We start from the raw sequence: 22965 nt of genomic DNA, 5'->3' as shown, positions 1-22965 counted from the left end.
GGGGCGTGGGCCGGGCGCACCGCCTCCTTCACCTGCAGGAAGAGCACGTCCTGGTCCGAGTTGCCGCAGAGCAGCGCCACGTAGGCGCGGGTCCCGACGCTGCCGACCCCGACGACGCGGTGGGCGACGTCGACCACGTGGTAGCGGCTCAGCATGAACCGGCGCTCGCGCGGCAGCGTCTCGGCGTAGTGCTCGAGCCCGGTGATCACCGACTCGCGGGTGTCGTCGTCGACGCGCGTGAGGATCGGGGCGTCCTCGCGGAAGCGCCAGCCTCCGTCGACGCGGCGCTCGCCGACGCGGGCGAGCAGGCTCTGGTTGTTCTTCTTGCGCGCCTTCTCCACCGCCTTGCGCACGACGGCCTGGGACGCCTCGTCGATGCGGACGCCGGAAAAATCGAGCTCGTCGGCGCGGGTGGCCTGCTGCCAGACGTCGAGGGACCCCTGCGGCGCGAGGTCCAGCATCGTGTGCTGGTAGCCGCCGACGGCGGCCATCACCGCCTGCCGGCGCTGATCGGCGGGCACCCCGTCCTCGCGGGCCGCGACCTCGATGCTGGCGACGAGGCGCTTCAGGTCCCACTCCCAGGGGCCGATCGTGACCTCGTCGAAATCGTTGAGATCAAGCACGACGTCGCCCTGCGGCGTCCCGAAAAGGCCGAAATTCGAGATGTGCGCGTCGCCGTTCATCACCACCATGATCTCGCTGCGCGGGCTGTGCGCGAGATCCCAGGCCATGACGTGGGCCGCCCCGCGCAGGAAGGCGAAGGGCGAGCTCGCCATGCGGGCGACGCGCAGCGGCACCAGCTCGGGCTGCCGCCCCTCGTGGGCGCCCGCGATCCGGTCGACCGGATCGGGCCGGTCGGCGGGCAGGTCGAGGGCGGCGTGAGCTGCGTGGTCCACCACCTCGCGCAGGCGCTTGCCGGCGGCGCGGCGCTTGTCCCAGGGCTCGCCGCCGGCGCGGAGATCGATGTGCGGGTAGTCGGCCAGCGGCTCCAGGACGCCGGCTTCGGCGGCCTCGTCCGCGGCCGCGTGGTCCTGGCCGGTCTCGGCGCCGGCGGACGCGTCCTCGCCGTGGATGGGGTTCGGTCGTTCCATGGCTGCCTGCGACTCCGATCGACCGGGGACAACCTTGACCGCATAAGTTCGTTGCGGCGGCGGGGATTATGTCGCCATCGAATCCGTGGGGCGTAGCGCGGAAGGGTTACGATATCGGACGCCGGGCCGATCCGGCCTTCACGTCAGCTCCACCGTCACGGGCACGTGGTCCGATGGTTTCTCCAATCCGCGCAGGTGCTTCTGCACCGAGGCCGCGACCAGGCGGTCGGCGGCCTGGGGCGAGAGCAGCAGGTGGTCGATGCGGATGCCGAAGTTTCGCGACCAGGCGGCAGCCTGGTAGTCCCAGAAGCTGTAGAGGCCGGGGCGCGGGTCGCAGGCGCGGACCGCGTCGGTCAGCCCTTCGGCGAGGAGCGACCGGAACGCCGCGCGCGTCGTCGGCAGGTAGAGCGCGTCGTCGGCCCAGGCCGCGGGCTCGGCCGCATCCTCCGGCTCGGGAATGACGTTGTAGTCGCCGGCCAGCACCAGGGCGGTCTCCTCGCGCATCCGCGCGCGGGCATGCAGGCGCAGGCGCTCGAGGAAAGCGAGCTTGTAGGGGTATTTCGGGCTCGCCACCGGGTTGCCGTTCGGCAGGTAGATCGAGGCCACCCGAACCGGCGCGACGCCGTCCCCGGCGACCAGCGCCTCGACGTAGCGGGACTGCTCGTCCTCGGCGTCGCCCGGAAGCGCGCGCAGAACGGTCTCCGGATCGTAGGTCAGCGGCGCGCGCACCAGCAGCGCGACCCCGTTATAGGCCTTCTGGCCCACGGCCTCGACGGCGTAGCCCGCAGCCTCGATCTCGGCGCGCGGAAACGCCTCCTCCTGGCACTTCAGCTCCTGCAGGCAGACCACGTCCGGCTTGGCCTCGTCGAGGAAGGCGAGCAGGTGCCCGACCCGCTGCTTGATCGAATTGACGTTCCACGTGGTGATGCGCATCGCTGGCGTCCTGGAGAGCGGAGCCCGTCATCGGGCCTTCGCACCGCCCTGACAAGCGGAAGGCCGGACGCATCGTCGTCCGTCCCGCAACGAGGTCGCCGGTGGACTGGTTCGAGCCGATCGCCGGCTATTGCGAGCGCGGGAGCCCGGCGTTCTGGGCCGAGCCGGTCAACGCCGTCTCCAACGCCGCCTTCCTCGTCGCCGGCACCGTCGCGTTCCGGCGTGCCCGCACGGTGGACGATCGGCCCGCCGCCGCTCTCGCGCTCCTGACGGCAATCGTCGGCGTCGGATCCTTCCTGTTCCACACCCTCGCCGTGCGCTGGGCGATGCTCGCCGACGTGGTGCCGATCACCGTGTTCATCCACGCCTACTTCTTCCTGGCGATGGTGCGGTTCCTGCGATTCGGGCGCGTGGCGGCGGCGGCGGCGACCCTGGCGTTCGCGGGCTTCGGCTTCGGGCTCGTCCCCGCCCTCGATGCCGCCGCCGGGCGCTCGGTCGAGGCCCTCACCGACGGCTCGGTCGACTACCTGCCGGCCGTGCTGGCGCTCCTCGGCGTCGCGGTCGGGCTGCGATGGCTCGGCGACCCGTCGTCGACCGCCCGGCGGCTCGCCGCGCTGGCGCTCCTGTTCGGCGTCTCACTCGCCCTGCGCACGATGGACCGCAGCGTCTGCGCGCGCGTGCCCGTCGGCACCCACGCCCTCTGGCACCTGCTGAATGCCGGCATCCTCTTCGGCCTGGTCGTCGCCGCCGTGCGGCATCGGGCGGCGTCGCGCCGCCGGTGACGGGGGGCGCCCGGAGACGACCGCGCGACCGGCCGATTTCTTGCGCCTCCCGGCAAATCGAGGCAGAAGGACGCCGCCGCAGCCGATGGGGCGCGCGGCGTACCCCGCGCCCGTCCGCGCTGGCCGACAGGCCGCCGACGGCGCAGGGCAGAAGGCTACGAAAACCAGCATGTCCCAGAGCTTCCGCCTCGGTGTCGCCGGTCTCGGCACGGTCGGTGCCGCCGTCGTCCGCATGATCGCGCGCCGCTCGGCGGCGCTCGCCGCCGCCACCGGCCGCGACATCCGCGTCGTCGCGGTCTCCTCCCGCGACCAGACGCGCGACCGCGGGTTCGACGTCGCCGGGCTGCACTGGTTCGACGACCCGGTGGAGATGGCGCGCTCGGCCGAGGTCGACTGCGTGGTCGAGCTGATCGGCGGTTCGGAAGGGCCGGCCAAGGCGGTCGTCGAGGCGGCGCTCGCCGCCGGCAAGCCGGTCGTCACCGCGAACAAGGCGCTGCTCGCCCTGCACGGCGCGGCGCTGGCGACGTCCGCCGAGACCGCGGGCGTGGCCCTGGCCTACGAGGCGGCGGTCGCCGGCGGCATCCCGGTGATCAAGGCGCTGCGCGAGGGGCTGGCCGGCAACGCGGTGAGCCGCGTCTACGGGATCATGAACGGCACCTGCAACTACATCCTCACCCGGATGGAGCGCGAGGGCCTGACCTTCGAGGCCTGCCTCAAGGACGCGCAGGCGCTGGGCTACGCCGAGGCCGACCCGACCTTCGACGTCGAGGGCTTCGACACCGCCCACAAGCTCGCGATCCTGACGAGCCTCGCCTTCGGCACCGCGATCGACGCCGAGGGCGTCTCGGTCGAGGGCATCTCCGGCGTGAAGCCGCTGGACCTGCTGATGGCCGAGGAGCTCGGCTACCGGATCAAGCTGCTCGGCGTCGCGCAGGCGACGGAGGCCGGGATCGAGCAGCGCGTGCACCCGACCATGGTGCCGAAATCCTCCAGCATCGCCCAGGTGATGGGCGTGACGAACGCGGTGACGATCGACGCGGACGCCGTCGGCGAGCTGACCCTGATCGGCCCGGGCGCCGGCGGCGAGGCCACGGCGTCGGCGGTCGTCGCCGACATCGCCGACCTCGCCGCCGGCCTGACCCGCCCAACCTTCGGCTGCCCGACCGCGCAGCTGCGCCCCGCCGAGCGGGTCGAGATGCAGCGCCACGAGGGCGGCTATTACATCCGCCTCACGGTCCACAACCGGCCCGGCGTCGCGGCGGGCGTGGCCACCCGCATGGCCGAGCGCGAGATCTCCCTGGAGAGCATCCTGCAGCGCCGCACCGGGGAGACGGCGGAGAGCGATCCGCACGGGCGCTCCGGGCAGCCGGTGCCGCTGGTGCTGATCACCTACGCCGCGACGGAGGGCAACATCCGCGCGGCGCTCGACGCCATCGCCGCCGACGGGCTGCTGGCCGAGGCGCCGCAACTCATCCGAATCGAGCGGGAATAAGCCTCCTCGGCGCTCGAAGGATAAGCACTATCGTTCCTCTTGGCTGGAAATTCGGAAACCTGAGTTATTTTCGTGCATCCTGCCTGCGCTAAGCTGTAGGAGCAGGGCACCGAAAACGTTCGGGCCGCGGGAAGGGCTTGGGAAACGATGGACGAGGCGCTCATGCAGGGCTCGCGGAGCGTCGTCGCGCGCACGCTCACCCTCGAACTCGCGCGCGTGACCGAACGCGCGGCCATCGCCGCGGCGGCCCTGCGCGGGCAGGGCAACGAGAAGGCCGCCGACCAGGCCGCCGTCGACGCGATGCGGGCCGAGCTCAACGCGCTGCCGATCGACGGCACCGTGGTGATCGGCGAGGGCGAGCGCGACCAGGCGCCGATGCTGTTCATCGGCGAGCGCCTCGGCAGCGGCAGCGGGCCGCGCGTCGACCTCGCGGTCGATCCGCTGGAGGGTACGACCCTGTGCGCCAAGGACATGCCGGGCGCCATCGCGATCATGGCGATGGCCGAGCGCGGCTCGCTCCTCGCCGCCCCCGACGTCTACATGCAGAAGATCGCGATCGGCCCGGGCTATCCACCGGGGATCGTCGACCTCGACGCCAGCCCCGCCGACAACATCGCTACGCTCGCCCGCGCCAAGGGCGTGCCGGCCTCGCAGATCGTGGCGATCGTCCTCGACCGGCCGCGCCACGCCGACCTCGTCGCCGCGATCCGCGCGGCGGGCGCCGGGGTCCGCCTGATCTCGGACGGCGACATCGCCGGCATCATCTTCACCAACTCGCCCCACGAGACCGGCGTCGACATCTATCTCGGGACCGGCGCGGCGCCCGAGGGCGTGATCGCGGCCGGCGCGCTGCGCTGCATCGGCGGCCAGATGCAGGGCCGGCTGATCCTCGACACGCCCGAGAAGCGCCGGCGGGCGCAGGACATGGGCATCGGCAACCCGAACCGGAAATACGAGCTCACCGACCTCGCCCGGGGCGACGTCATCGTGGCGGCGACCGGCGTCACCGACGGCGCGCTGCTGCGCGGCGTGCGCTTCAGGCCCGGCGTGATCGAGACCGAGACCGTGGTCTATCGCTCGGCCACGGGCACGGTGCGGCGCATCCTCGGCGAGCACCGCCGCACGGAGCGCAACGTCGACTGAGCATGCGCGAACGCCGTCCGCGGAGGCTTCCCCTGCGGACGGCGCGGTCGTTTACCCGATCAGTTCAGGACGACGACCTTGGTGCCGACGTTGACGCGGCTGAACAGGTCGATCGCATCCTGATTGATCATGCGGATGCAGCCCGACGAGACGCTCTTGCCGATCGAGTTCGGATCGAGGGTGCCGTGGATGCGGAACAGCGTGTCCTTGTTGCCCTGCCACAGGTACATGGCCCGGGCGCCGAGCGGGTTGCGGTTGCCGCCGGGGACGCCGACGCCGCTCGGCAGCGTGTCGACCTCGCGGGCGAGGTGCGGCGTCCGGGCGATCATCTCCTTGGGCGGGTACCAGTCGGGCCAGGCCTGCTTCAGGTTCACCGTGGCGGTGCCCGACCACGAGAAGCCCTGCTTGCCCACGCCGACGCCGTAGCGCCGCGCCCGGCCGTCGGCCTGGACGAGGGTGAGCTGGTGCGCCCGCGGGTCGACGATGATCGTGCCGGGCTCGTAGGGCCCGGTATAGGCGATCTCCTGGCGCAGGAACGCCGGGTTGGTCTTCTTCCAGTTGAACGCCGCCACCGGGAACGCGTCGTCGGCGATCGCGGCATAGGCCTTGTCGTAGCTGATCGGGCCGTTGTCGATCGGCCGGTTGATCGCGGCGGCCATGGCCGGGGAGAGCTGGTTGGCGCCGGGCTTCGGCCCGACGGTGAGCGGCGCGGCGGGCGCGTCGGCCGGGCTCTCGGCCAGCGTCTCGGGCGGGCGCTCGGCGAGCTGCTGGCGCTCGGGGGCGAGGCGGCGCTCGGACGTCGCGGCGCGATCGGGAACGGCGCGGCCGAACTCGACGCGGCCGGCATAGGGCTCGTAGCGGCCGGCGCGGAGGCGGTAGAGCGCGCCGGTCTGGTCCTGGAACAGGCGGTCGTCGTCGCCGACGCCGTCGATGGCGCTCGAGGCGAGGGTGCCCCGTCCCTGGGCGTGACCGGGCGCGGTCGCGGACAGGCTCGCGAGGCTGGTCATCGCGCCGACGAGCAGAAGGCTTCGCAGGGTATTCGACATGGCGGTTCGAAACGTCCTTGATCCGAGGTCCCCGGGTCGGCGCGGGGCCGGCACGGAACCTTGAGTCACGCGGTCGTGCAGCGGCGGCCGCGATCCGGTGGTGACGATCCAAGGCTTAGCAAGTCCCGGCCCGTCGCGTCATCCTCCGCAGCGTCCCGGACGCCGTTTCATCGCGTGCCGTCGATTCCTTGCAACGGTCGGCGCCGAGCGCGCGCTCGTCTATCGAGAATCTGCCGGGTCGTGAGATCTGCAGTGCAGAGCCGGTGCGTGGCCGGAACGGGAGGCGAGAGCTGGATCGCAGCATCCGGGCGCCCGTCGGCACCCGCCCTTTACCATGCCCGATCGTTCCCGGCAGAGCGGGGACAAGTTGCAGAGACGCGATTGATTTGTCGCCCCTCTTGGCGCCAACAGTATCGCAGATCACACCATCTTCGGACATCGACCCGTGTCATCCGCTTCGAACTTGCGCGCGCGCCTCGCGGCGTCGCTCCTGGCGCTCGCCTGCGTCGTCGCGGTCCCGGCCGTCGCGCGGGACGCCGCGAAGCGTCCGGAGCGCCCGCGCCCGGTCCAGACCGTCGAGCCGGACGCGTCCGAGCCGAAGGCCGCCTGGACGGCGGGGACCGCGCCGCCGGATTGCACGCGTGCCCGCCGCAAGTTGTGGCAGCCCGAGCAGGGCTGGATCGTGAAGGCCATCACCACCTGCCATTGAGGCTGCGATCCGGCATCCGATCTCGGAGACGTGATCGGTTGATCCGTGGGCCATGCACCCGCACGGGATGCCCGTGGATTGGGCGGATTCCGGCGATCGCATCCTGCCCAGGCATCGTTGCCCTGAAACCCAGCACCGGGTGCTCGCGGGACGGCCGCATCCCGTCCCGTCGCCGGGCCCATTGCACCCCGAAGGTCCGACCCTCCGGAGCGCCGGTTCGTCAGGCCGGGGGCATCCGGCGTCGCGTCCGCGTCTGGCACGGTTGCTGCTTGGGGTGGTGCGCTGCGCCATGCGCGGCACGCTGGGCAACGAAGCCTCGCAATGCGGACGGTGTGAGTCCGGTTCCTCCGGCATGAGCGGCTGCGCCCGAGCGCCCGCCCGATCAAGACGAGCACCCACGATGGCCTCCTTCAAGACCGTGATGAAGTCGGGACATCCCCCGACGCTGTTCGCCGCCTTCCTCTACTTCGACTTCTGCTTCGCGATCTGGGTCCTCAACGGCGCCATGGGGCCGTTCATCACCGAGACCTACAAGCTCTCGCCGGCCCAGACCGGGTTCATGATCTCGCTGCCGATCCTCGCCGGCGCGATCATGCGCTTCCCGCTCGGGGTGCTCGCCCAGTACATCGGCCGGAAGAACGCCGCCATCACCGAGATGAGCGTCATCATGCTGGCGATGGCCTACGGGTTCTTCTTCATCTCCAGCTACAACGACGTGCTCGCCATGGGCGTGCTGCTCGGCATCGCCGGCGCCTCGTTCGGCGTGGCCCTGTCGCTCGGCTCGGGCTGGTTCCCGCCGGAGCACAAGGGGCTCGCGATGGGCATCGCCGGCGCCGGAAATTCCGGCACCGTGCTCGCCGTGCTGTTCGCGCCGCCGCTCGCCCAGGCCTACGGCTGGCAGGCGGTCTACGGCTTCGCCGGCTGCGTCATGGCGATCCCGCTCATCGTGATGATCGTCCTCGCCAAGGAGCCCCCGGATCTCGAGCACCAGTCCTTCAAGGACCACATCTCGTGCCTGTTCACCAAGGACGGCTGGGCCTTCTCGCTGATCTACGTCATCACCTTCGGCGGCTTCATCGGCCTGTCGAACTTCCTGCCGACGTTCTTCTACGAGCAGTTCGCGGTGACCAAGGTCGAGGCCGGCCGTCTCACCATGCTCGCCGCCTTCATGGGCTCGGGCATCCGCATCCTCGGCGGCTACTTCGCCGACCGCCTCGGCGGCATCGCCGTGCTCTCGGTCGTCCTGCTCGCCTCGATCGCCTCGTTCCTGGCGCTGACCGCGACGCCGTCGCTGGCCGCGACCACGATCCTGTTCATGCTCTGCTTCGCCGCGCTCGGCGCCGGCAACGGTGCGCTGTTCCAGCTCGTGCCGCTGCGCTACCCCACCAACACCGCGGTGTCGGGCTCGATGATCGGCGAGATCGGGGCGCTCGGCGGCGCGATCCTGCCGAACGTCATGGGCTTCTCGAAGCAGTATACCGGCGCCTTCGCCACCGGCTTCGTCGTCTACGCCGTCTTCGCCGGGATCGTGCTCGGCTGCCTGTTCCTGTGGCAGCGCAAGTGGGTCGGCACCTGGGTCGGCCCGCGCGGCAAGGTGCTCGATCCGTCGGCCACCCCGGCCGCGAACGACGGCATGCGCGCCGCCACGGCCTGAACCCTCCACCATCGTCACGGATTAGCACGGGGGCTTCGGCCCCCGTTTTTCGTTTCGCCACCAGCCGACGGCGAGAAGGGCGAGCGGGGACGGCGCGACGCGACCGTCGCGTTCGCTGCCTCAGCTCGACGCGAGGGACGCGCAGTCCGGTGCCGTGCTCGGCCCGCCACGGGTGCGATCGACCCGCCCCAGCCTCGCTCGCGCTGCCCGAGCCATCCCGACGCCGCCGTCGGCCGACGTCGCGGTGGATTGCGCCTGCGGAAAAAACCGGGTCTTTGTCACCGACGGTTGCACTCCGGCATCGGCCGAGCGTACTGAATACGTAATGCGAAACGTCGCATCCGGTCGCGAGGCCAGGGTGCCGGCGAGGACCGCCACAAGGCGGCTGCGACAAAAATCCTGCCGGAGGATCGACGCCATGATCAAGCGCCTGAGCGCCACGAACAGCGTGCTGTTCCTGCTCTGCCTGATGTACTTCATCACCTATCTCGACCGCGTGAACATCGCCACCGCGGGCGCCGTGATCATCAAGGATCTCGGCATGTCGAACACCCAGTTCGGCCTGATCCTCTCGGCCTTCGCCTACCCCTACGCGATCTTCCAGGTGATCGGCGGCTCGGTCGGCGACAAGTTCGGCGCGCGGCGCACGCTGCTGGTCTGCGGCCTGATCTGGGCCACGGCGACGATCCTCACCGGGTTCGTCGGCGGCCTCGTCAGCCTGTTCCTCGCCCGCGTGCTGCTGGGCTTCGGCGAGGGCGCGACCTTCCCGACCGCCACCCGCGCCATGCAGAACTGGACCGCGCCCGGACGGCGCGGCTTCGCGCAGGGCATCACCCACGCCTTCGCACGGCTCGGCAACGCGGTCGCGCCGCCGATCGTCGCCTTCCTGATCTACCATTTCGGCTGGCGCTCGAGCTTCGTCATCCTCGGCGCGATCAGCTTCGTCTGGGTCGTGGTCTGGTACCTGTACTTTCGCGACGACCCGTCCGACCACAAGTCGATCACCCGAGCCGAGCTCGACCAGCTGCCGCCCCCGCGCAAGGTCGGCGCCAAGCAGTCGGTGCCGTGGGGCGCGCTGACCAGGCGCATCCTGCCCGTCACGATCACCTATTTCTGCTACGGCTGGACCCTGTGGCTGTTCCTCGGCTGGCTGCCGAGCTTCTTCAAGCAGAGCTACGGCCTCGACCTGAAGAACTCGGCGCTGTTCGCCTCGGGCGTGTTCTTCGCCGGCGTCGTCGGCGACACGCTGGGCGGCGTGCTCTCCGACCGGATCTTCGAGAAGACCGGCAACCTCAAGCTCGCGCGCCTCTCGATCGTCGTGATCGGCTTTCTCGGCGCGGCAGCGAGCCTGACCGGCGTGTTCTTCACCCGCGACCTCACCTACGTCGCGCTGCTGCTGTCCTCGGGCTTCTTCTTCGCCGAGCTGGTGATCGGGCCGATCTGGTCGGTGCCGATGGACATCGCGCCGAAGTTCGCCGGCACCGCGAGCGGGCTGATGAACACCGGGTCGGCGGTGGCGGCGATCGTCTCGCCGATCGTGTTCGGGCTCATCGTCGACGCGACCGGCGACTGGACGCTGCCGTTCGCGGGCTCGATCGGCCTGTGCCTGCTCGGCGCGGCCACCGCCTTCACCATGCATCCCGAGCGGCCCTTCGTGGAGCCGGCCGAGGCCGGTCTCGTCCCGCCGGGGGCGACCCTTCCGGCACGCTGAGAGGATGCCGATGACGGAGACCCGACGCGAAGGCCCGCTCGCGGGCGTCAAGGTGGTCGAGCTCGCCCACATCATGGCGGGCCCGGTCTGCGGCCTGATGCTCGGCGACATGGGCGCCGAGGTGATCAAGGTCGAGAAGATCCCGGGCGGGGACGACACCCGCCGCTCGGTGCCGCCCGCGATCGAGGGCGAGAGCGCCGCCTACATGATGATGAACCGCGGCAAGCGCGGCCTCGCCCTCGACCTTAAGAGCGAGGCCGGCAAGGCGGTGCTGCACCGCCTGCTCGCCGATGCCGACGTGCTGATCGAGAACTACCGCGCCGGCACGATGGAGAAGCTGGGCTTGAGCTACGAGGCCCTGCGCGAACGCTACCCCGCCCTGGTCTACTGCTCGCTCTCCGGCTTCGGCCGCTCCGGCCCCTACGCCGAGCGCGCCGGGTTCGATCTCGTCGCGCAGGGGATGAGCGGGCTGATGAGCGTCACCGGCGCCGGGCCGGGCGAGCCGCCGATGAAGTGCGGGCCGCCGGTCACCGACATCACCGCCGGCATCCTCGCGGCGATGGGGGTGCTCGCCGCCTACACGCACCGGCTTAAGACCGGCCTCGGCCAGGTGGTCGACACCTCGCTGTTCGAGGCCGGCATCACCCTGACCTACTGGCAGTCGGCGATCGCCATGGCGACCGGGATCGCGCCGGGGCCGATGGGCTCGGCCCATCCGCTGAATGCCCCCTACGAGGCGTTCGAGACCGAAGACGGCTGGATCACCATCGGTGCGGCCAACCAGACCAACTGGCTGCGCCTGCTCGACGTGCTCGGCGCCGCGGAACTCGCCGCCGACCCGCGCTTCGCCCTCAATGCCGGCCGCATGGAGCATCGGATCGCCCTCGCCGAGGCGCTGGCGCCGTTCTTCCGCGGCGCCACCTCCGAGGCCTGGCTCGCGCGCCTGGAGGCGGGCGGCGTGCCGGCCGGGCCGGTGCTCGACGTCAACCAGATGCACCGCGACCCGCACACGTTGGCCCGCGAGATGGTGGTCCCGGTCGATCATCCCCGCGCCGGGACGATGACGACGCTCGGGCTGCCGGTGAAGTTCTCGGCGACGCCGGGCAAGGTCCACGGCCCGGCACCGCTCTTCGGCGAGCACTCGCGCGCGATCCTGCGCGGGGCCGGCTACGACGCGGCGGCGATCGACGGCTTGATCGCGGCGGGCGTCGTGGGCGAGACGACGGCGTGACGATTGGAGAGGACTTCCACCATGAGCGACGCCGCCCCGACCGATGAGCTGCTGGTCTCCCAGGACGGCGCGATCGCCCGCATCGTCCTCAACCGGCCGCACGCCCGCAACGCGCTGACCTTCGCGATGTACGAGGGCCTGGTCACGCAGTGCCTGCGGATTCAGGAGGACGCCTCGGTCAAGGCGCTGGTGATCACCGGCGCCGGCGAGAAGGCGTTCGCCGCCGGCACCGACATCGCCCAGTTCCGCAGCTTCGAGACCGCCGAGGACGCGCTCGGCTACGAGCGCTTCATGGACCGGGTGCTCGGCACGCTGGAGCGGATGCGGGTGCCGACCATCGCGGCGATCGCGGGCGCCTGCACCGGCGGCGGGGCGGCGATCGCCGCCGCCTGCGACCTGCGCATCGCCACGCGCGACGCCCGCTTCGGCTTCCCGATCGCCCGCACGCTCGGCAACTGCCTGTCGCAGGGCAACCTCAAGCGCCTGTCGGACCTGATCGGCCCGGCGCGGGTCAAGGACATCATCTTCACCGCCCGCCTCGTCGGCGCCGAGGAGGCGCTCGCCATCGGCCTCGTCGGCGAGGTGGTGGCCGATGCCGCCGCCCTGGCCGCGCGCGCGACGGAGCTGGCGACGCTCCTGACCGGCCACGCCCCGCTGACGATGCAGGCCACCAAGGAAGGCCTGCGCCGGCTCGCCGAGGAGGCCGCCGCCCCCGAGGGCGAGCCGCAGCCCGGCGACGACCTGATCCTCAGCTGCTACATGAGCCGCGACTTTCGCGAGGGCATGGAGGCGTTCCTCGCCAAGCGCACGCCGGACTGGCAGGGGCGCTGATCCGCTTTCCCGCACGGGCGATCGAACCTCGCTCGATCCGCATTGGGTCGCCCGTTCGCCGCGCATCCCCTCGCTCCGCCTGCGGGAAGAGGGCCGCGACGACCTCGTCGTCGGCGCGGCGCGGCGGCAGCCGAAGGTGAGGGGGCTTCGACGAAGGAGCCTCGTTCGTCCCCACCCCCTCACCCTCGCTACGGCTTCGCCTCCGCTTCCCGCAGGCACGACGAGGTGCCTTCGGGCCTCTCTCCGCGTGCGGGGAGAGGGGAGAAGGGCCGCGCTACCGCGTCGACGGCAGCAGCAGGTCCGGCAGCCACAGGGCGATGCCCGGCACGAGGCACAGGATCAGGATCGCGACCGCCATCAGCACCACGAAGGGGAGCGTGCCCCAGATGATGTCCGAGAGCGGGATGTCGGGGGCGATGTTCTTGATGACGAAGATGTTGAGCCCCACCGGCGGGTGGATCAGGCCCATCTCCATGGTGATCGTCATCACCACGCCGAACCAGACGAGGTCGAAGCCCGCGGCCTTCAGCGGCGGCAGGATGATCGGCGCCGTCATCAGGATGATCGAGACTGGCGGCAGGAAGAAGCCGAGCCCGATCACCAGCCCGAGGATCGTGACCAGCAGCACCCAGGGCGAGAGCTGCATCGCCACGATCGCGGCGGCGGCCGACTGCGAGATGTGAAGGTAGCTCATCACGTAGGCGTAGAGCAGCGACATGCCGATGATCAGCATCAGCATGGTCGATTCGCGCAGGGTCGCGGTAAGGATCGGGCTGACGTCCCGCGGGCGCCAGACGCCGTAGATCGCCGCGATCAGGCCGAGCGCCAGGAGGCCGCCGAGGCCCGCGGTCTCGGAGGGCGTCGCGTAGCCGCCGTAGAGCGCGACCATCACGCCGGTGAGCAGCACCACGAAGGGCAGCACCCGCGGCAGCGTCTCGAACCGCTGGCGCATGCTGTAGGTGTCCTCGGCGAGGATCGGCGACTGGACGCCGCCCCGCTCGTAGGCGGCCTTCGCGGTGGCGTACTCGGCGCGGAAGCGGAACATCGCCCACGCCGCGAACAGCCCCACCAGCAGCAGCCCCGGCCCGATGCCGGCGAGGAACAGGCGCCCGAGCGACTGCTCGGCGGCCACCGCGTAGAGGATCATGGTGATCGACGGCGGCAGCAGGATGCCGAGCGTGCCGCCGGCCGCGATGATGCCGGCGGCGAAGCCCGGCGAGTAGCCGCGCTTGCGCATCTCGGGGATGCCGGCCGAGCCGATCGCCGAGCAGGTCGCGGGCGAGGACCCCGCCATGGCGGCGAACAGCGCGCAGGCGAAGACGTTGGCGATGCCGAGCCCCCCGGGGATGCGGTGCATCCAAGCATGCATCGCCGAGTACAGGTCCTGCCCCGCCTTCGAGCGCCCGATCGCGGCGCCCTTCAGGATGAAGAGCGGGATCGAGAGCAGGGTGATCGAGGCCATCTCCTCGTAGACGTTCTGCGCCACGGTATCGAGCGAGGCCGACGGCATGAAGAAGAACATGAACGCCAGCGCGACGAAGCCGAGCGCGAAGGCGATGGGGATGCCGGCCAGCATCGCCGAGAGGGTGGCTCCGGCATAGAGGAAGCCGATCGCGGCGGTGCTCATCGGGTGATCCTCGCGGTGTCGACGGTGTCGCCCATCGGGTCGGTGCCGCGCGGCGTCGCGTCGGGCCGCCCGTGCATGTCCTTGTTCAGGTCGGCGCCGACGCCGATCTTCGGCGCGACCCAGCCGGCGGAGTTCGGGCCGTAGGTCAGGGCCTGGACGATCTGCACGGCGAACTGGATGCCGAGCAGGCTCATGCCGACGGCCATCAGCGCGTAGGGGATGGCGAGCGGCGGGCCCCAGCTCGATTGCGAGACTTGCCCGTCGACCCAGGCCTCGTGGAACAGCGTCCAGCTCTTCCAGGCGAAGAACACCACGAAGACGAAGCTGATCACGTCGGCCATGAGCAGGCGGGCGCGGTTGAGCTTGGGCGACAGGAACCCGGTCAGCGCCTCGATCGCCACGTGGCCGCGCTTGGCCTGGACCGCGGCCGCCGAGAAGAAGGTCGCGCCGACGATCAGGAACACGGCCATCTCGTCCTGCCAGTCGGTCGGCTCGTGCAGGACGTAGCGGATCACCACGCTGTAGCTCAGCACGAGGCAGGCGCCGACGAGCGCCAGCCCGCCGAGCACCATGATCACCCCGTTCAGGCGCTTCATCGCGCGATCCATGACGCCGAGCGCCCCGGGGATCCGGGGCTCGGCGACCGCCTTCGTCTCGGAGGCGGCCGAGGCCGCGTCGAAGGCGTGGCTCATCGTGTGTGCTCCCGATGCCGACGTCTCGGGAGCGTTCCGCGGCACCGGCCGCGGCGCGCATTCGCGCTTGCCGGCCGTTGGCCGGATGGCCCGGACTGCGCTTGCCTCGCGCTCATGCGACCTGCTCCGCGAGCTTGAGGAGCTCGGCGCACTGCGCGTTCTTGGAGGCGTAGTCCTTCCACGCCGTGTCGCGGGCGATGTCGCGCCACTGCCCCATGGTCTTCTCGTCGAGGTTCTGCACCTTGGCGCCGGCCTTCGCGAAGACCTGCTCGACATGGGTGTCGTCGGCCTTGGCGCCGTCCTGGCCGAAGGATTCGAGCTCGGCGCCGACGGTCATGATCAGGTCCTGCTGGTCCTTCGGCAGGCCGCTGAAGATCGACTTCGACATCATGATCGGCTCGAGCATGAACCAGTACGAGCGCTCGCGGCCGGAGGTGAGCGCCTTCGACAGCTCCTCGAGGCGGAACGAGATCAGGCTGGTGGAGGAGGTGATGACCGCGTCGCACGCGCCGGTCTGCATCGCGGCGTAGGATTCGCTCGACGGGATGGAGAGGGTGGCCGCCCCCGCCTGCTTCATCATCAGGTCCATCTCGCGCGAGCCGCCGCGGACCTTGAGGCCCTTGGCGTCGGCCGGCGCGTAGAGCGGGCGCTCGCGGCTGGCGACGCCGCCCGCCTGCCAGACCCAGGAGACGAGGATGATGCCCTTGGCGTCGAGGATCTCGGTGAGCTTGCGGCCGACCGGCGCCGCCTTCCAGGCGACGCCCTGCGCGTAGGAGGTTACCAGCCCCGGCATCAGCCCGATGTTCAGCTCGGGGATCTCGCCCCCGGCGTAGGGCGACGGATAGAGCGACATGTCGAGCGCGCCTTTGCGCATCGCGCCGAACTGGGCGTTGGTCTTCATCAGCGACGAGCCGGGATACACCTGCACCTCCAGCGCGCCCTTCGAGCGCTCGCCGACGGCCTTCGCGAGCTTCCGGCACATGCGGTCGCGGAAGTCGCCTTCGTCGATGGTGCCGCCCGGGAACTGATGGGAGAGCTTCAGCACGGTCGCGGCCTGGGCCGCGCCGAGGCCGAAGCGCAGCAGGGCCGGCGCGGCGAGGCCGCCGGCGAGGAGGGCGCGTCGGGTCGGCATCATGATGTTTCTCCCGCGTCGCACAATCGCGACTGTATTGTTTTGCGCCGCACAATATACGGGATGCAACGCTTGGTATACATTGAAGGGGCTCTTGTATATTTTGTCAACGCCCCTGCATAATGAGCGGAGAGAAAACGTTGCGCCCGGGAGGGGTTCGGCGATGAGCCAGGCACAGCGCCTGCGGCAGACCATCGAGGACGAGATCGTGGCCGGCCGCCTGGCCGTCGGCGCGCGCCTCGACGAGGTCGTTCTCGCCGAGCGGTTCGGGGTGTCCCGGACGCCGATCCGCGAGGCGCTGCTGCAACTGGCGGTCACCGGGCTCGTCGAGACCAAGCCGCGCAAGGGCACCATCGTCAGCGCGCCGGAGCCGCAGCTCCTGCTGGCGATGTTCGAGACCATGGCCGAGCTGGAGGCGGCCTGCGGCCGCTTCGCGGCCCGGCGCCTGACGCCGGACCACGAGGCCGCGCTGAAGGCGGCGCTCGCGGCCTGCGAGACCGCCGCCGCGGCCGGCGACACCGAAGGCTACTACGCGGAGAACCACGTCTTCCACGCGGTGGTCTACGGCGCCTGCGGCAACGCCTTCCTCGCCGAGCAGGCGCGCCTGCTCAGCCGGCGGCTCGCGCCCTATCGCCGCCTGCAGCTTCGGACGCGGCATCGGCTCGGTCAGTCGCTGGCGGAGCATGACAGCATCGTCGCGGCGATCGTCGGCGGCGACGACGCGGCGGCGGCCGAACGGCTGCGGACGCACGTGGTGGTGCAGGGCGACCGCTTCTCAGACCTGGTCGCCGGCCTGCGCTCCCTCGGCAACGCCGCCTGAACCACCGACCGGACGGAACCATCCGGCTCGGGCGGGCAGCGGGAATTGCATTTACCGCGATTGCGATCGGAGCGGGCGTCTACGCAGAACAACTCAACCACAGATTGTTTTTGATGGTACGATCCTTCGTCTTGGGGCGTGCGGGTCGGAGTCGTCGATGCTCAAGCACTTGGTGAAGACCGCGGGCCGGAAGGCGGGTCTCGACATCTTCCGGGCGAGCACCGATCCGTTCCGGTGGAGCCACACCGTCCACGATTACTATCCGGTCGCCCCGCAGGCACGCTGGCAGCCGCAGACCCTTCCGCACAGCCGCCTGCGAACGGTGCTCGACCAGGGCCGCCCGGATTACGAGCGTTTCGTGTCGGCGCTGGAGGACCACGCGGCGCTGATCCACGGGGTCGCCCACGCGCCCGACATCGCCAACCCGACCGCGCCGTGCTGGAACAACACCTGGTTCACGGCGCTCGATGCGGCGGCCCTCGTCACCTTCCTCGCCTGGAAACGGCCGGCGCGCTACGTCGAGATCGGTTCGGGCACCTCGACCTGCTTCGCCCGCTACGCCGTCGAGGCCCTGTCGCTGCCGACGCGGATGACCTCGATCGATCCCAACCCGCGCCGGCACATCGACCAGATCTGCGACCGGGTGATCCGCCAGCCGCTCGAGGTCTGCGACCTCGCGGTCTTCGACGCGCTGCAGGCCGGCGACGTGCTGTTCTTCGACGGGTCGCACCGGGCCTTCGCCAACTCCGACGTGGTGGTGTTCTTCTTCGAGATCCTGCCGCGGCTGGTCCCGGGCGTGATCGTGCACATCCACGACATCTTCATCCCCGACGACTACCCGACCGCCTGGAACTACCGGCTCTACAACGAGCAATACCTGCTCGCCGCGATGCTGATGTGCGGACGGCCGCCGTTCAAGGTCACGGCGCCGATCACCTATCTCTGCCAGGATGCCGGCTTCGGCGAGCGGGTGAAACGGGTGTTCGCGGCGCCCGCCGGCGGCCCGGACATCCCGTTCCACTACCCGAACGACACCGGCCTGCCGGGCGCCTCGTTCTGGTTCGAGATGACGGACGCCGACTAAAGCCTCAGTCGGCGGCGTCCGCCGGCAGGTCGGCGGAGGCCTCGCCGAAATTGGCGGCGATCACCGGCTTCTTGCCGCGGATGTGCTCGCGCATCAGCTGGGAGAGCGCGGTGCCGTCGCGGGCCCGCAGAAGCTGCACCATGCGGTCGTGCTCCTCGATCGCCCGGGTCCACTGCTCGGGCGTCTGGTGCGCGGAGTAGCGCGAGCGCTGGATGCGGCCCGACAGGCTGCGATAGATCCCCGCCAGCGTCGCGTTGCGGCTCGCGGCCATGATCGCCTCGTGGATCTGGCGGTTGAGGCGGAAGTAGCCGGCCTCGTCGGAGGCCTTCCACATCCCGACCATCGCGTCGTGATCCGCCTGGATCGCGGCGATCTCGTCCTCGGTGACGGTGCGGCAGGCGAGGTCGGCGGCCGTCGCCTCGAGGCCGGCGATGACCTCCATCATCTCCTCGATCTCCACCTGGGAGATGCTGGCGACCCGCGCCCCGCGATTGGGCAGCAGCTCGAGGTGGCCTTCGGTGGCCAGGATCTTGATCGCCTCGCGAAGCGGCGTGCGCGAGATGCCGAAGCGTTCGGTGAGCTCGCCCTCGTTGACGCGCGCCTTGGGCTCCATCTCCCCGGATTGAATCAGCGCCCGGATCCGGTCCGCCACCTCGTCGTGAAGATAACGTCGATTGATGCCGAGGCCGGGATCGATCTTGTTCATGCGTTCGATGCAATCGCGGGCGAGCAGGAGGCGCCCCTGTTTAGGCGCCTCCGAAATCAGTGTCGAGGCATCAGGGCTCGGTCCAGGATCCTGATCACATGTTCTGCCTCCAACCCGAGCCCGTCGTGGATCTGGTGGCGGCAGCTGGTGCCGTCCGCGACCACGAGATCGCCGGGGCCGGCCTTGCGCAAGGCCGGAAACAGCGACAGCTCGGCCATCGCCAGCGAGGTGTCGATGGTCTCGGCGCCGTAGCCGAAGGCGCCGGCCATGCCGCAGCAGCTCGATTCGATCGGGCGCACGTCGAGCCCGGGCACGCTGCGCAGCACGCTCTCGACCGCGCCCATCGCGCCGAAGGACTTCTGGTGGCAATGGCCGTGCAGATGCGCGACGCGGCCCCCCTGGTCGGCGAAGTCCGGCGCGATCAGCCCGGCCTTGAGGTCGGCGGCGAGCAGCTCCTCGATCAGCAGGCTCTGCTTGGCCAGCAGGTTCGCGTCCGGCCCGGGCAGCAGGGCGACGAACTCGTCGCGGAAGGTGAGCAGGCAGGATGGTTCGAGGCCGACGACGCGGGCGCCGGCCCTGACGAAGGGCAGGAGCGCGTCGAGCGTCCGTCGCGCCTCGGCCCGCGCCCGGTCGGTCTGGCCCGAGGCGAGCCACGTCCGCCCGCAGCAGAGTGGGCGTTTGCCCTTGGCGGGAAAGACGCGGTGCAGCCGATAGCCGGCGGCGACGAGCACCCGCTCGGCCGCCTCCAGGTTCTCGCGCTCGAAGGCGCGGTTGAAGGTGTCGCCGAACAGGATCACGTCGCGGTGCTCGCCCACCACGTCCTGCGGATGGGCCGGCTCGCCGGTCTCCTTCCAGGGCCTGCGCCAGCGCGGCAGCGAGCGCCGGGCGGAGAGGCCGGCGACCTGCTCGGAGATCCGCGCCAGCGCCGGCACCCGGTCGCGCAGGTTGAGCAGCGGCGCGAGCCGGGCGGCGATGCCGGCGTAGTGCGGCATCGCGCCGATCAGCCGGTCCTTCAGCGGCAGGCCGTGGCGGGCGTGGTAGTGGTGCAGGAACTCGACCTTCATCCGCGCCATGTCGACGCCGGTCGGACATTCGCGGCGGCAGGCCTTGCACGAGACGCAGAGGTCCATCGTGCGCTTCATCTCGGGCGACGTGAACGCGTCCTTGCCGAGCTGGCCCGAGATCGCCAGCCGCAGGGAGTTCGCCCGTCCGCGGGTCAGGTGCTGCTCCTCGCGCGTGACGCGGTAGGACGGGCACATCGCCCCGCCGGCGAGCTTCCGGCAGGTGCCGTTGTTGTTGCACATCTCGACGGCGCCGCCGAAGCCGCCGGTCTCGGGCCAGTCGAGCGCCGTCGCCTGCGGCTCGCTCACCCGGTAGTCCGGCGCGAACCGCATCAGCGTGCGGTCGTCCATCCTGAGCGGGCGCACGATCTTGCCCGGGTTCAGGCGGTTCTCCGGGTCGAACGCGTCCTTGACCGCATCGAAGGCGCGGGCGAGGCGCGGCCCGAACAGGGGCGCGATGTATTCCGAGCGCGAGATGCCGTCGCCGTGCTCGCCGGAATACGAGCCCTTGTAGCGGCGCACCAGCTCGGAGGTCTCCTCCGCGATGGCGCGCATCTTGGCGACGTCGCCGCCCAGCTTCATGTCGAGGATCGGGCGGACGTGCAGGCAGCCGACCGAGGCGTGGGCGTACCAGGTGCCCCGCGTGCCGTGCTTGGTGAACACGTCGGTGACGGCGTCGGTGTAGTCGGCGAGGTGCTCGAGCGGCACCGCGCAATCCTCGATGAACGAGACCGGCTTCGCGTCGCCCTTCATCGACATCATGATGTTGAGGCAGGCCTCGCGCACCTCCCATACGGACTTCTGGCGCGACGGCTCGTGGATCTCGACCACCGCGTCGGGGAAGCCGTGGTCGGCCATGCAGGCGTCGAGGCGCTTCAGGTCGCGCTTCAGCCCGGCGAGATTCTCGCCGGCGAACTCCGCGAGCAGAAGGCAGTTCGGCGTGCCGCGGGTGATGTCGGCGAGCGTCGCGCGAAACAGCGGGATGTCGGCGCCGAGCACCAGCACGTTGTTGTCGACGAGCTCCACCGCCACGGGGTCGAGGTCGACGATGTGCCGCGTGGTCTCCATCGCGGCGCGGAACGACGGGAAGTGGCACACCCCCATCACCCGGTGCGCCGGCAGCCGCGACAGCTTCAGCGTCACCGCGGTGGTCGCCGCCAGGGTGCCCTCGGAGCCGACCAGCAGGTGGGCGAGGTTCGGCCGCGCCTCGATCAGGGCATCGAGGTTGTAGCCGCCGACCCGGCGCTGGACCTTCGGGTATTTGTCTCGAATTTCCTGGCGCTCCGATTCGGCAAGCGCGATCATCTTGCGCGCGAGGTCTTCCGCGCGGGCCGAGCCGGTGACGCCGTCGGACGCGTTGCCGGTCAGCCCGAAGCCGAAGGCCTCCGCATCGTGGAACAGCGCCTCCATGGCGAGCACGTTGTCGCTCATCTTGCCGAAGCGCAGCGAGCGGGCGCCGCAGGAATTGTTGCCGGCCATGCCGCCGATGGTGCAGCGGGTCGCCGTCGAGGGCTCGACCGGGAAGAACCAGCCGTCGGCCTTCACGCGGGTGTTCAGGCGCTCCAGCACCATCCCCGGCTCGACGGTGACAGTGCCGGCCTCGGCGTCGTAGTCGCGGATGCCGTTGAAGTGGCGGGAGCAGTCGACGACCAGCCCGGAGCCGATCGGCTGCCCGTTCTGCGAGGTGCCGCCGCCGCGCATGATCACGGGCACCCCGTGCTCGGCGGCGATCGTCAGGGTCGCGGCGATGTCGGCCGCGCTCCGCGGCAGCACCACGCCGGCCGGCATGATCTGGTAGATCGAGGCATCCGTCGCGTAGCGTCCGCGCGTGAAGGCGTCGAACCGGGCCTCGCCCTGCAACGCCTCGGCGAGACGCCGCGCAAGACCCGCTCCGTTCCGCCCCGCGACGCGTGCGCCCTGTCGTGCACCCTGGGGCGCCGTTCCAACCGCCACCTGCTCGGCCCTCCGTGCGACCGAACGCGGCCGCCTCTCCTAAATGTATTCAAAATTCATTTTTAGGGAAAGATGGCGCGCATCGCCTTCGCGATCCCGCGCGGCCATGGCACTATGGCGCCGCAACCCCGCCCAGAGGCAAGCCTTCCCGTGACGATCGATCTCTACAGCGACACCCAGACGCGGCCGACGCCGGGCATGCGGGAGGCGATGGCGCGCGCGGTGGTGGGCGACGAGCAGTCGGATTCCGACCCGACGACGCGCGAGCTCTGCGACCGGGTCGCGGCGCTGCTCGGCCAGGAGGACGGCGTGTTCATGCCCTCCGGCACGATGTGCAACCTGGTCTCGATCCTGGTGCAGACCCGGGCCGGCGACGAGATCGTGGTCGACGACCAGTCGCACATCTACAACACGGAAGCCGCCGGCTCGGCCGCGATCGGCGGCGTCTCGGTGAGGGCGCTCCCGACGTCGGCGGGCGTCTACACGCCCGAGGCGTTCCGGGCCGCGATCCGTCCGCCGGCGCGCACCGCGCCGCGCAGCGCCCTCGTCTCCATCGAGCAGACCACCAGCTTCTCCGGAGGCTCGGTCTGGGATCTCGCCGACATGCGGGCGATCCGCGACATCGCCTGCGCGCACGGCCTCAAGGCGCACATCGACGGCGCCCGTCTCCTCAATGCGGTGGCCGCCACCGGCATCCCGGCGAAGGACTACGCCGAGGGGTTCGACAGCGTCTGGCTCGACCTCAGCAAGGGTCTCGGCTGCCCGGTCGGCGCGGTGCTGTGCGGCGCCCGCGACTTCGTCGTCGAGGCGTGGCGCTGGAAGTACCGCCTCGGCGGCGCCATGCGCCAATCTGGCGTGATCGCGGCCGCCGGCCTCTACGCGCTCGACCACCACGTCGATCAGCTGAAGACCGACAACGCGCATATCCGGCTGATCCACGCGGCGATCGCCGACGTGCCCGGCCTGCATTTCGACCCGACGGCCGGGCAATCGAACATCCTGTGCTTCGGCGTCGCCGGCCTCGGCGTCACCGCCTCGGACTTCGCCGAGGCCTGCCTCGCGCACGACGTCCGCATCCGCGCCATCGGCAGCCAGATCCGGGTCACGACCCATCTCGACGTCGACCGCGCCGGCGCCGAGCGGGCCGCCGAGGTGATCTGTGCGACGGCGATTTCGTTCGCCGAGCGCCGGGGGGGCGTTCGTTGATGGTCGAACCCTGACGGGTGGTACCTACATCGAGGGTCCGCATTCGACCCTTTGCAAACAT

General features: G+C 70.6%; 19 protein-coding genes. 11 read left to right on the top strand and 8 right to left on the bottom strand.

The window, feature by feature from the left end; all coding sequences use genetic code 11:
- Both MKK55_RS21605 and xth read right to left on the bottom strand, forming a co-directional pair.
- A partial coding sequence (locus tag MKK55_RS21605; protein ID WP_243937596.1) for a DUF2252 domain-containing protein occupies window positions 1–1091 on the bottom strand: 1091 nt, incomplete at its 3' end.
- A gap of 138 nt (window positions 1092–1229) precedes the next feature.
- Window positions 1230–2024, bottom strand: a complete 795-nt coding sequence (gene xth / locus MKK55_RS21600) for an exodeoxyribonuclease III (protein ID WP_147726667.1) — start codon at window positions 2022–2024, stop codon at window positions 1230–1232.
- 101 nt (window positions 2025–2125) lie between these two features.
- On the opposite strand from xth, the gene MKK55_RS21595 reads away from it, so the two are divergent.
- The 3 genes from MKK55_RS21595 to glpX all read left to right on the top strand — a co-directional run bounded on the left by MKK55_RS21595 (window position 2126) and on the right by glpX (window position 5441).
- A complete protein-coding gene (locus MKK55_RS21595; RefSeq protein WP_243937594.1) occupies window positions 2126–2806 on the top strand; it encodes a ceramidase domain-containing protein in 681 nt (226 codons plus the stop codon).
- 169 nt (window positions 2807–2975) lie between these two features.
- Entirely contained in the window at window positions 2976–4298 is a 1323-nt protein-coding gene (locus MKK55_RS21590; protein ID WP_243937592.1) for a homoserine dehydrogenase, read from the top strand.
- Window positions 4299–4445: 147 nt separating this feature from the next.
- Window positions 4446–5441, top strand: a complete 996-nt coding sequence (gene glpX, locus MKK55_RS21585; protein WP_243937590.1) for a class II fructose-bisphosphatase — start codon at window positions 4446–4448, stop codon at window positions 5439–5441.
- A gap of 59 nt (window positions 5442–5500) precedes the next feature.
- Here glpX and MKK55_RS21580 read toward each other — a convergent pair whose 3' ends face one another.
- Complete coding sequence (locus MKK55_RS21580) at window positions 5501–6487, bottom strand: L,D-transpeptidase (RefSeq protein ID WP_243937588.1); 987 nt, start codon at window positions 6485–6487, stop codon at window positions 5501–5503.
- A 445-nt stretch (window positions 6488–6932) separates the two neighbouring features.
- Between MKK55_RS21580 and MKK55_RS21575 the strand changes: the two genes are divergently transcribed.
- The 5 genes from MKK55_RS21575 (at window position 6933) to MKK55_RS21555 (ending at window position 12623) form a co-directional block, all read left to right on the top strand.
- A complete protein-coding gene (locus MKK55_RS21575) occupies window positions 6933–7196 on the top strand; it encodes a hypothetical protein (protein ID WP_147844085.1) in 264 nt (87 codons plus the stop codon).
- 400 nt (window positions 7197–7596) lie between these two features.
- Window positions 7597–8850, top strand: coding sequence for an MFS transporter (locus MKK55_RS21570; protein WP_147728409.1), 1254 nt, complete (start codon window positions 7597–7599; stop codon window positions 8848–8850).
- Between the two features lie 418 nt (window positions 8851–9268).
- Window positions 9269–10561 carry an MFS transporter gene (locus MKK55_RS21565; protein WP_147844086.1) on the top strand — a complete coding sequence of 431 codons (1293 nt, stop codon included), beginning with the start codon at window positions 9269–9271 and terminating at the stop codon, window positions 10559–10561.
- A 10-nt stretch (window positions 10562–10571) separates the two neighbouring features.
- Entirely contained in the window at window positions 10572–11792 is a 1221-nt protein-coding gene (locus tag MKK55_RS21560; protein WP_243937586.1) for a CaiB/BaiF CoA transferase family protein, read from the top strand.
- A 21-nt stretch (window positions 11793–11813) separates the two neighbouring features.
- The gene (locus MKK55_RS21555; protein WP_243937584.1) at window positions 11814–12623 is read left to right on the top strand and encodes an enoyl-CoA hydratase/isomerase family protein; all 810 of its coding nucleotides are present in this window, start codon (window positions 11814–11816) and stop codon (window positions 12621–12623) included.
- 274 nt (window positions 12624–12897) lie between these two features.
- On the opposite strand, the gene MKK55_RS21550 is transcribed toward MKK55_RS21555, so the two are convergent.
- From MKK55_RS21550 to dctP, 3 genes are all read right to left on the bottom strand, one after another.
- Window positions 12898–14250 carry a TRAP transporter large permease gene (locus MKK55_RS21550; protein ID WP_147726679.1) on the bottom strand — a complete coding sequence of 451 codons (1353 nt, stop codon included), beginning with the start codon at window positions 14248–14250 and terminating at the stop codon, window positions 12898–12900.
- Entirely contained in the window at window positions 14247–14942 is a 696-nt protein-coding gene (locus MKK55_RS21545; RefSeq protein ID WP_243937583.1) for a TRAP transporter small permease, read from the bottom strand. The genes MKK55_RS21550 and MKK55_RS21545 overlap by 4 nt, the downstream gene beginning before the upstream one ends.
- 112 nt (window positions 14943–15054) lie before the next feature.
- Window positions 15055–16077: a TRAP transporter substrate-binding protein DctP gene (gene dctP, locus MKK55_RS21540; protein ID WP_147726682.1), complete on the bottom strand. Its 1023-nt coding sequence runs from the start codon at window positions 16075–16077 to the stop codon at window positions 15055–15057.
- Between the two features lie 160 nt (window positions 16078–16237).
- Between dctP and MKK55_RS21535 the strand changes: the two genes are divergently transcribed.
- Window positions 16238–16894 (top strand): GntR family transcriptional regulator, encoded by a 657-nt coding sequence (locus tag MKK55_RS21535; protein WP_147843307.1) that lies wholly within the window; start codon window positions 16238–16240, stop codon window positions 16892–16894.
- 157 nt (window positions 16895–17051) lie between these two features.
- Window positions 17052–17978: a class I SAM-dependent methyltransferase gene (locus MKK55_RS21530; protein WP_243937582.1), complete on the top strand. Its 927-nt coding sequence runs from the start codon at window positions 17052–17054 to the stop codon at window positions 17976–17978.
- Window positions 17979–17982: 4 nt separating this feature from the next.
- Here the strand turns inward: MKK55_RS21530 and MKK55_RS21525 are convergent, their stop codons facing one another.
- Both MKK55_RS21525 and MKK55_RS21520 read right to left on the bottom strand, forming a co-directional pair.
- Window positions 17983–18684, bottom strand: coding sequence for a GntR family transcriptional regulator (locus tag MKK55_RS21525; protein ID WP_147726689.1), 702 nt, complete (start codon window positions 18682–18684; stop codon window positions 17983–17985).
- A gap of 56 nt (window positions 18685–18740) precedes the next feature.
- Window positions 18741–21698, bottom strand: a complete 2958-nt coding sequence (locus MKK55_RS21520; RefSeq protein ID WP_243937581.1) for an FAD-binding and (Fe-S)-binding domain-containing protein — start codon at window positions 21696–21698, stop codon at window positions 18741–18743.
- A 114-nt stretch (window positions 21699–21812) separates the two neighbouring features.
- Between MKK55_RS21520 and MKK55_RS21515 the strand changes: the two genes are divergently transcribed.
- Complete coding sequence (locus MKK55_RS21515; protein WP_243937599.1) at window positions 21813–22904, top strand: threonine aldolase family protein; 1092 nt, start codon at window positions 21813–21815, stop codon at window positions 22902–22904.
- The last annotated feature ends 61 nt before the right edge of the window (window positions 22905–22965 follow it).

It is taken from the genome of Methylobacterium sp. J-059, from assembly GCF_022829485.1.
Classification (GTDB): Bacteria; Pseudomonadota; Alphaproteobacteria; order Rhizobiales; family Beijerinckiaceae; genus Methylobacterium.
This window is presented reverse-complemented; position numbering and strand designations above follow the sequence as displayed.

Coding starts and splice junctions, on each gene's coding strand:
- dctP (WP_147726682.1), bottom strand. CDS start 16,077: ATGATGCCGACCCGACGCGCCCTCCTCGCCGGCGGCCTCGCCGCGCCG.
- MKK55_RS21550 (WP_147726679.1), bottom strand. CDS start 14,250: ATGAGCACCGCCGCGATCGGCTTCCTCTATGCCGGAGCCACCCTCTCG.
- MKK55_RS21535 (WP_147843307.1), top strand. CDS start 16,238: ATGAGCCAGGCACAGCGCCTGCGGCAGACCATCGAGGACGAGATCGTG.
- MKK55_RS21570 (WP_147728409.1), top strand. CDS start 7,597: ATGGCCTCCTTCAAGACCGTGATGAAGTCGGGACATCCCCCGACGCTG.
- glpX (WP_243937590.1), top strand. CDS start 4,446: ATGGACGAGGCGCTCATGCAGGGCTCGCGGAGCGTCGTCGCGCGCACG.
- MKK55_RS21580 (WP_243937588.1), bottom strand. CDS start 6,487: ATGTCGAATACCCTGCGAAGCCTTCTGCTCGTCGGCGCGATGACCAGC.
- MKK55_RS21555 (WP_243937584.1), top strand. CDS start 11,814: ATGAGCGACGCCGCCCCGACCGATGAGCTGCTGGTCTCCCAGGACGGC.
- MKK55_RS21515 (WP_243937599.1), top strand. CDS start 21,813: ATGGCGCCGCAACCCCGCCCAGAGGCAAGCCTTCCCGTGACGATCGAT.
- MKK55_RS21560 (WP_243937586.1), top strand. CDS start 10,572: ATGACGGAGACCCGACGCGAAGGCCCGCTCGCGGGCGTCAAGGTGGTC.
- xth (WP_147726667.1), bottom strand. CDS start 2,024: ATGCGCATCACCACGTGGAACGTCAATTCGATCAAGCAGCGGGTCGGG.
- MKK55_RS21530 (WP_243937582.1), top strand. CDS start 17,052: ATGCTCAAGCACTTGGTGAAGACCGCGGGCCGGAAGGCGGGTCTCGAC.
- MKK55_RS21525 (WP_147726689.1), bottom strand. CDS start 18,684: ATGAACAAGATCGATCCCGGCCTCGGCATCAATCGACGTTATCTTCAC.
- MKK55_RS21545 (WP_243937583.1), bottom strand. CDS start 14,942: ATGAGCCACGCCTTCGACGCGGCCTCGGCCGCCTCCGAGACGAAGGCG.
- MKK55_RS21590 (WP_243937592.1), top strand. CDS start 2,976: ATGTCCCAGAGCTTCCGCCTCGGTGTCGCCGGTCTCGGCACGGTCGGT.
- MKK55_RS21565 (WP_147844086.1), top strand. CDS start 9,269: ATGATCAAGCGCCTGAGCGCCACGAACAGCGTGCTGTTCCTGCTCTGC.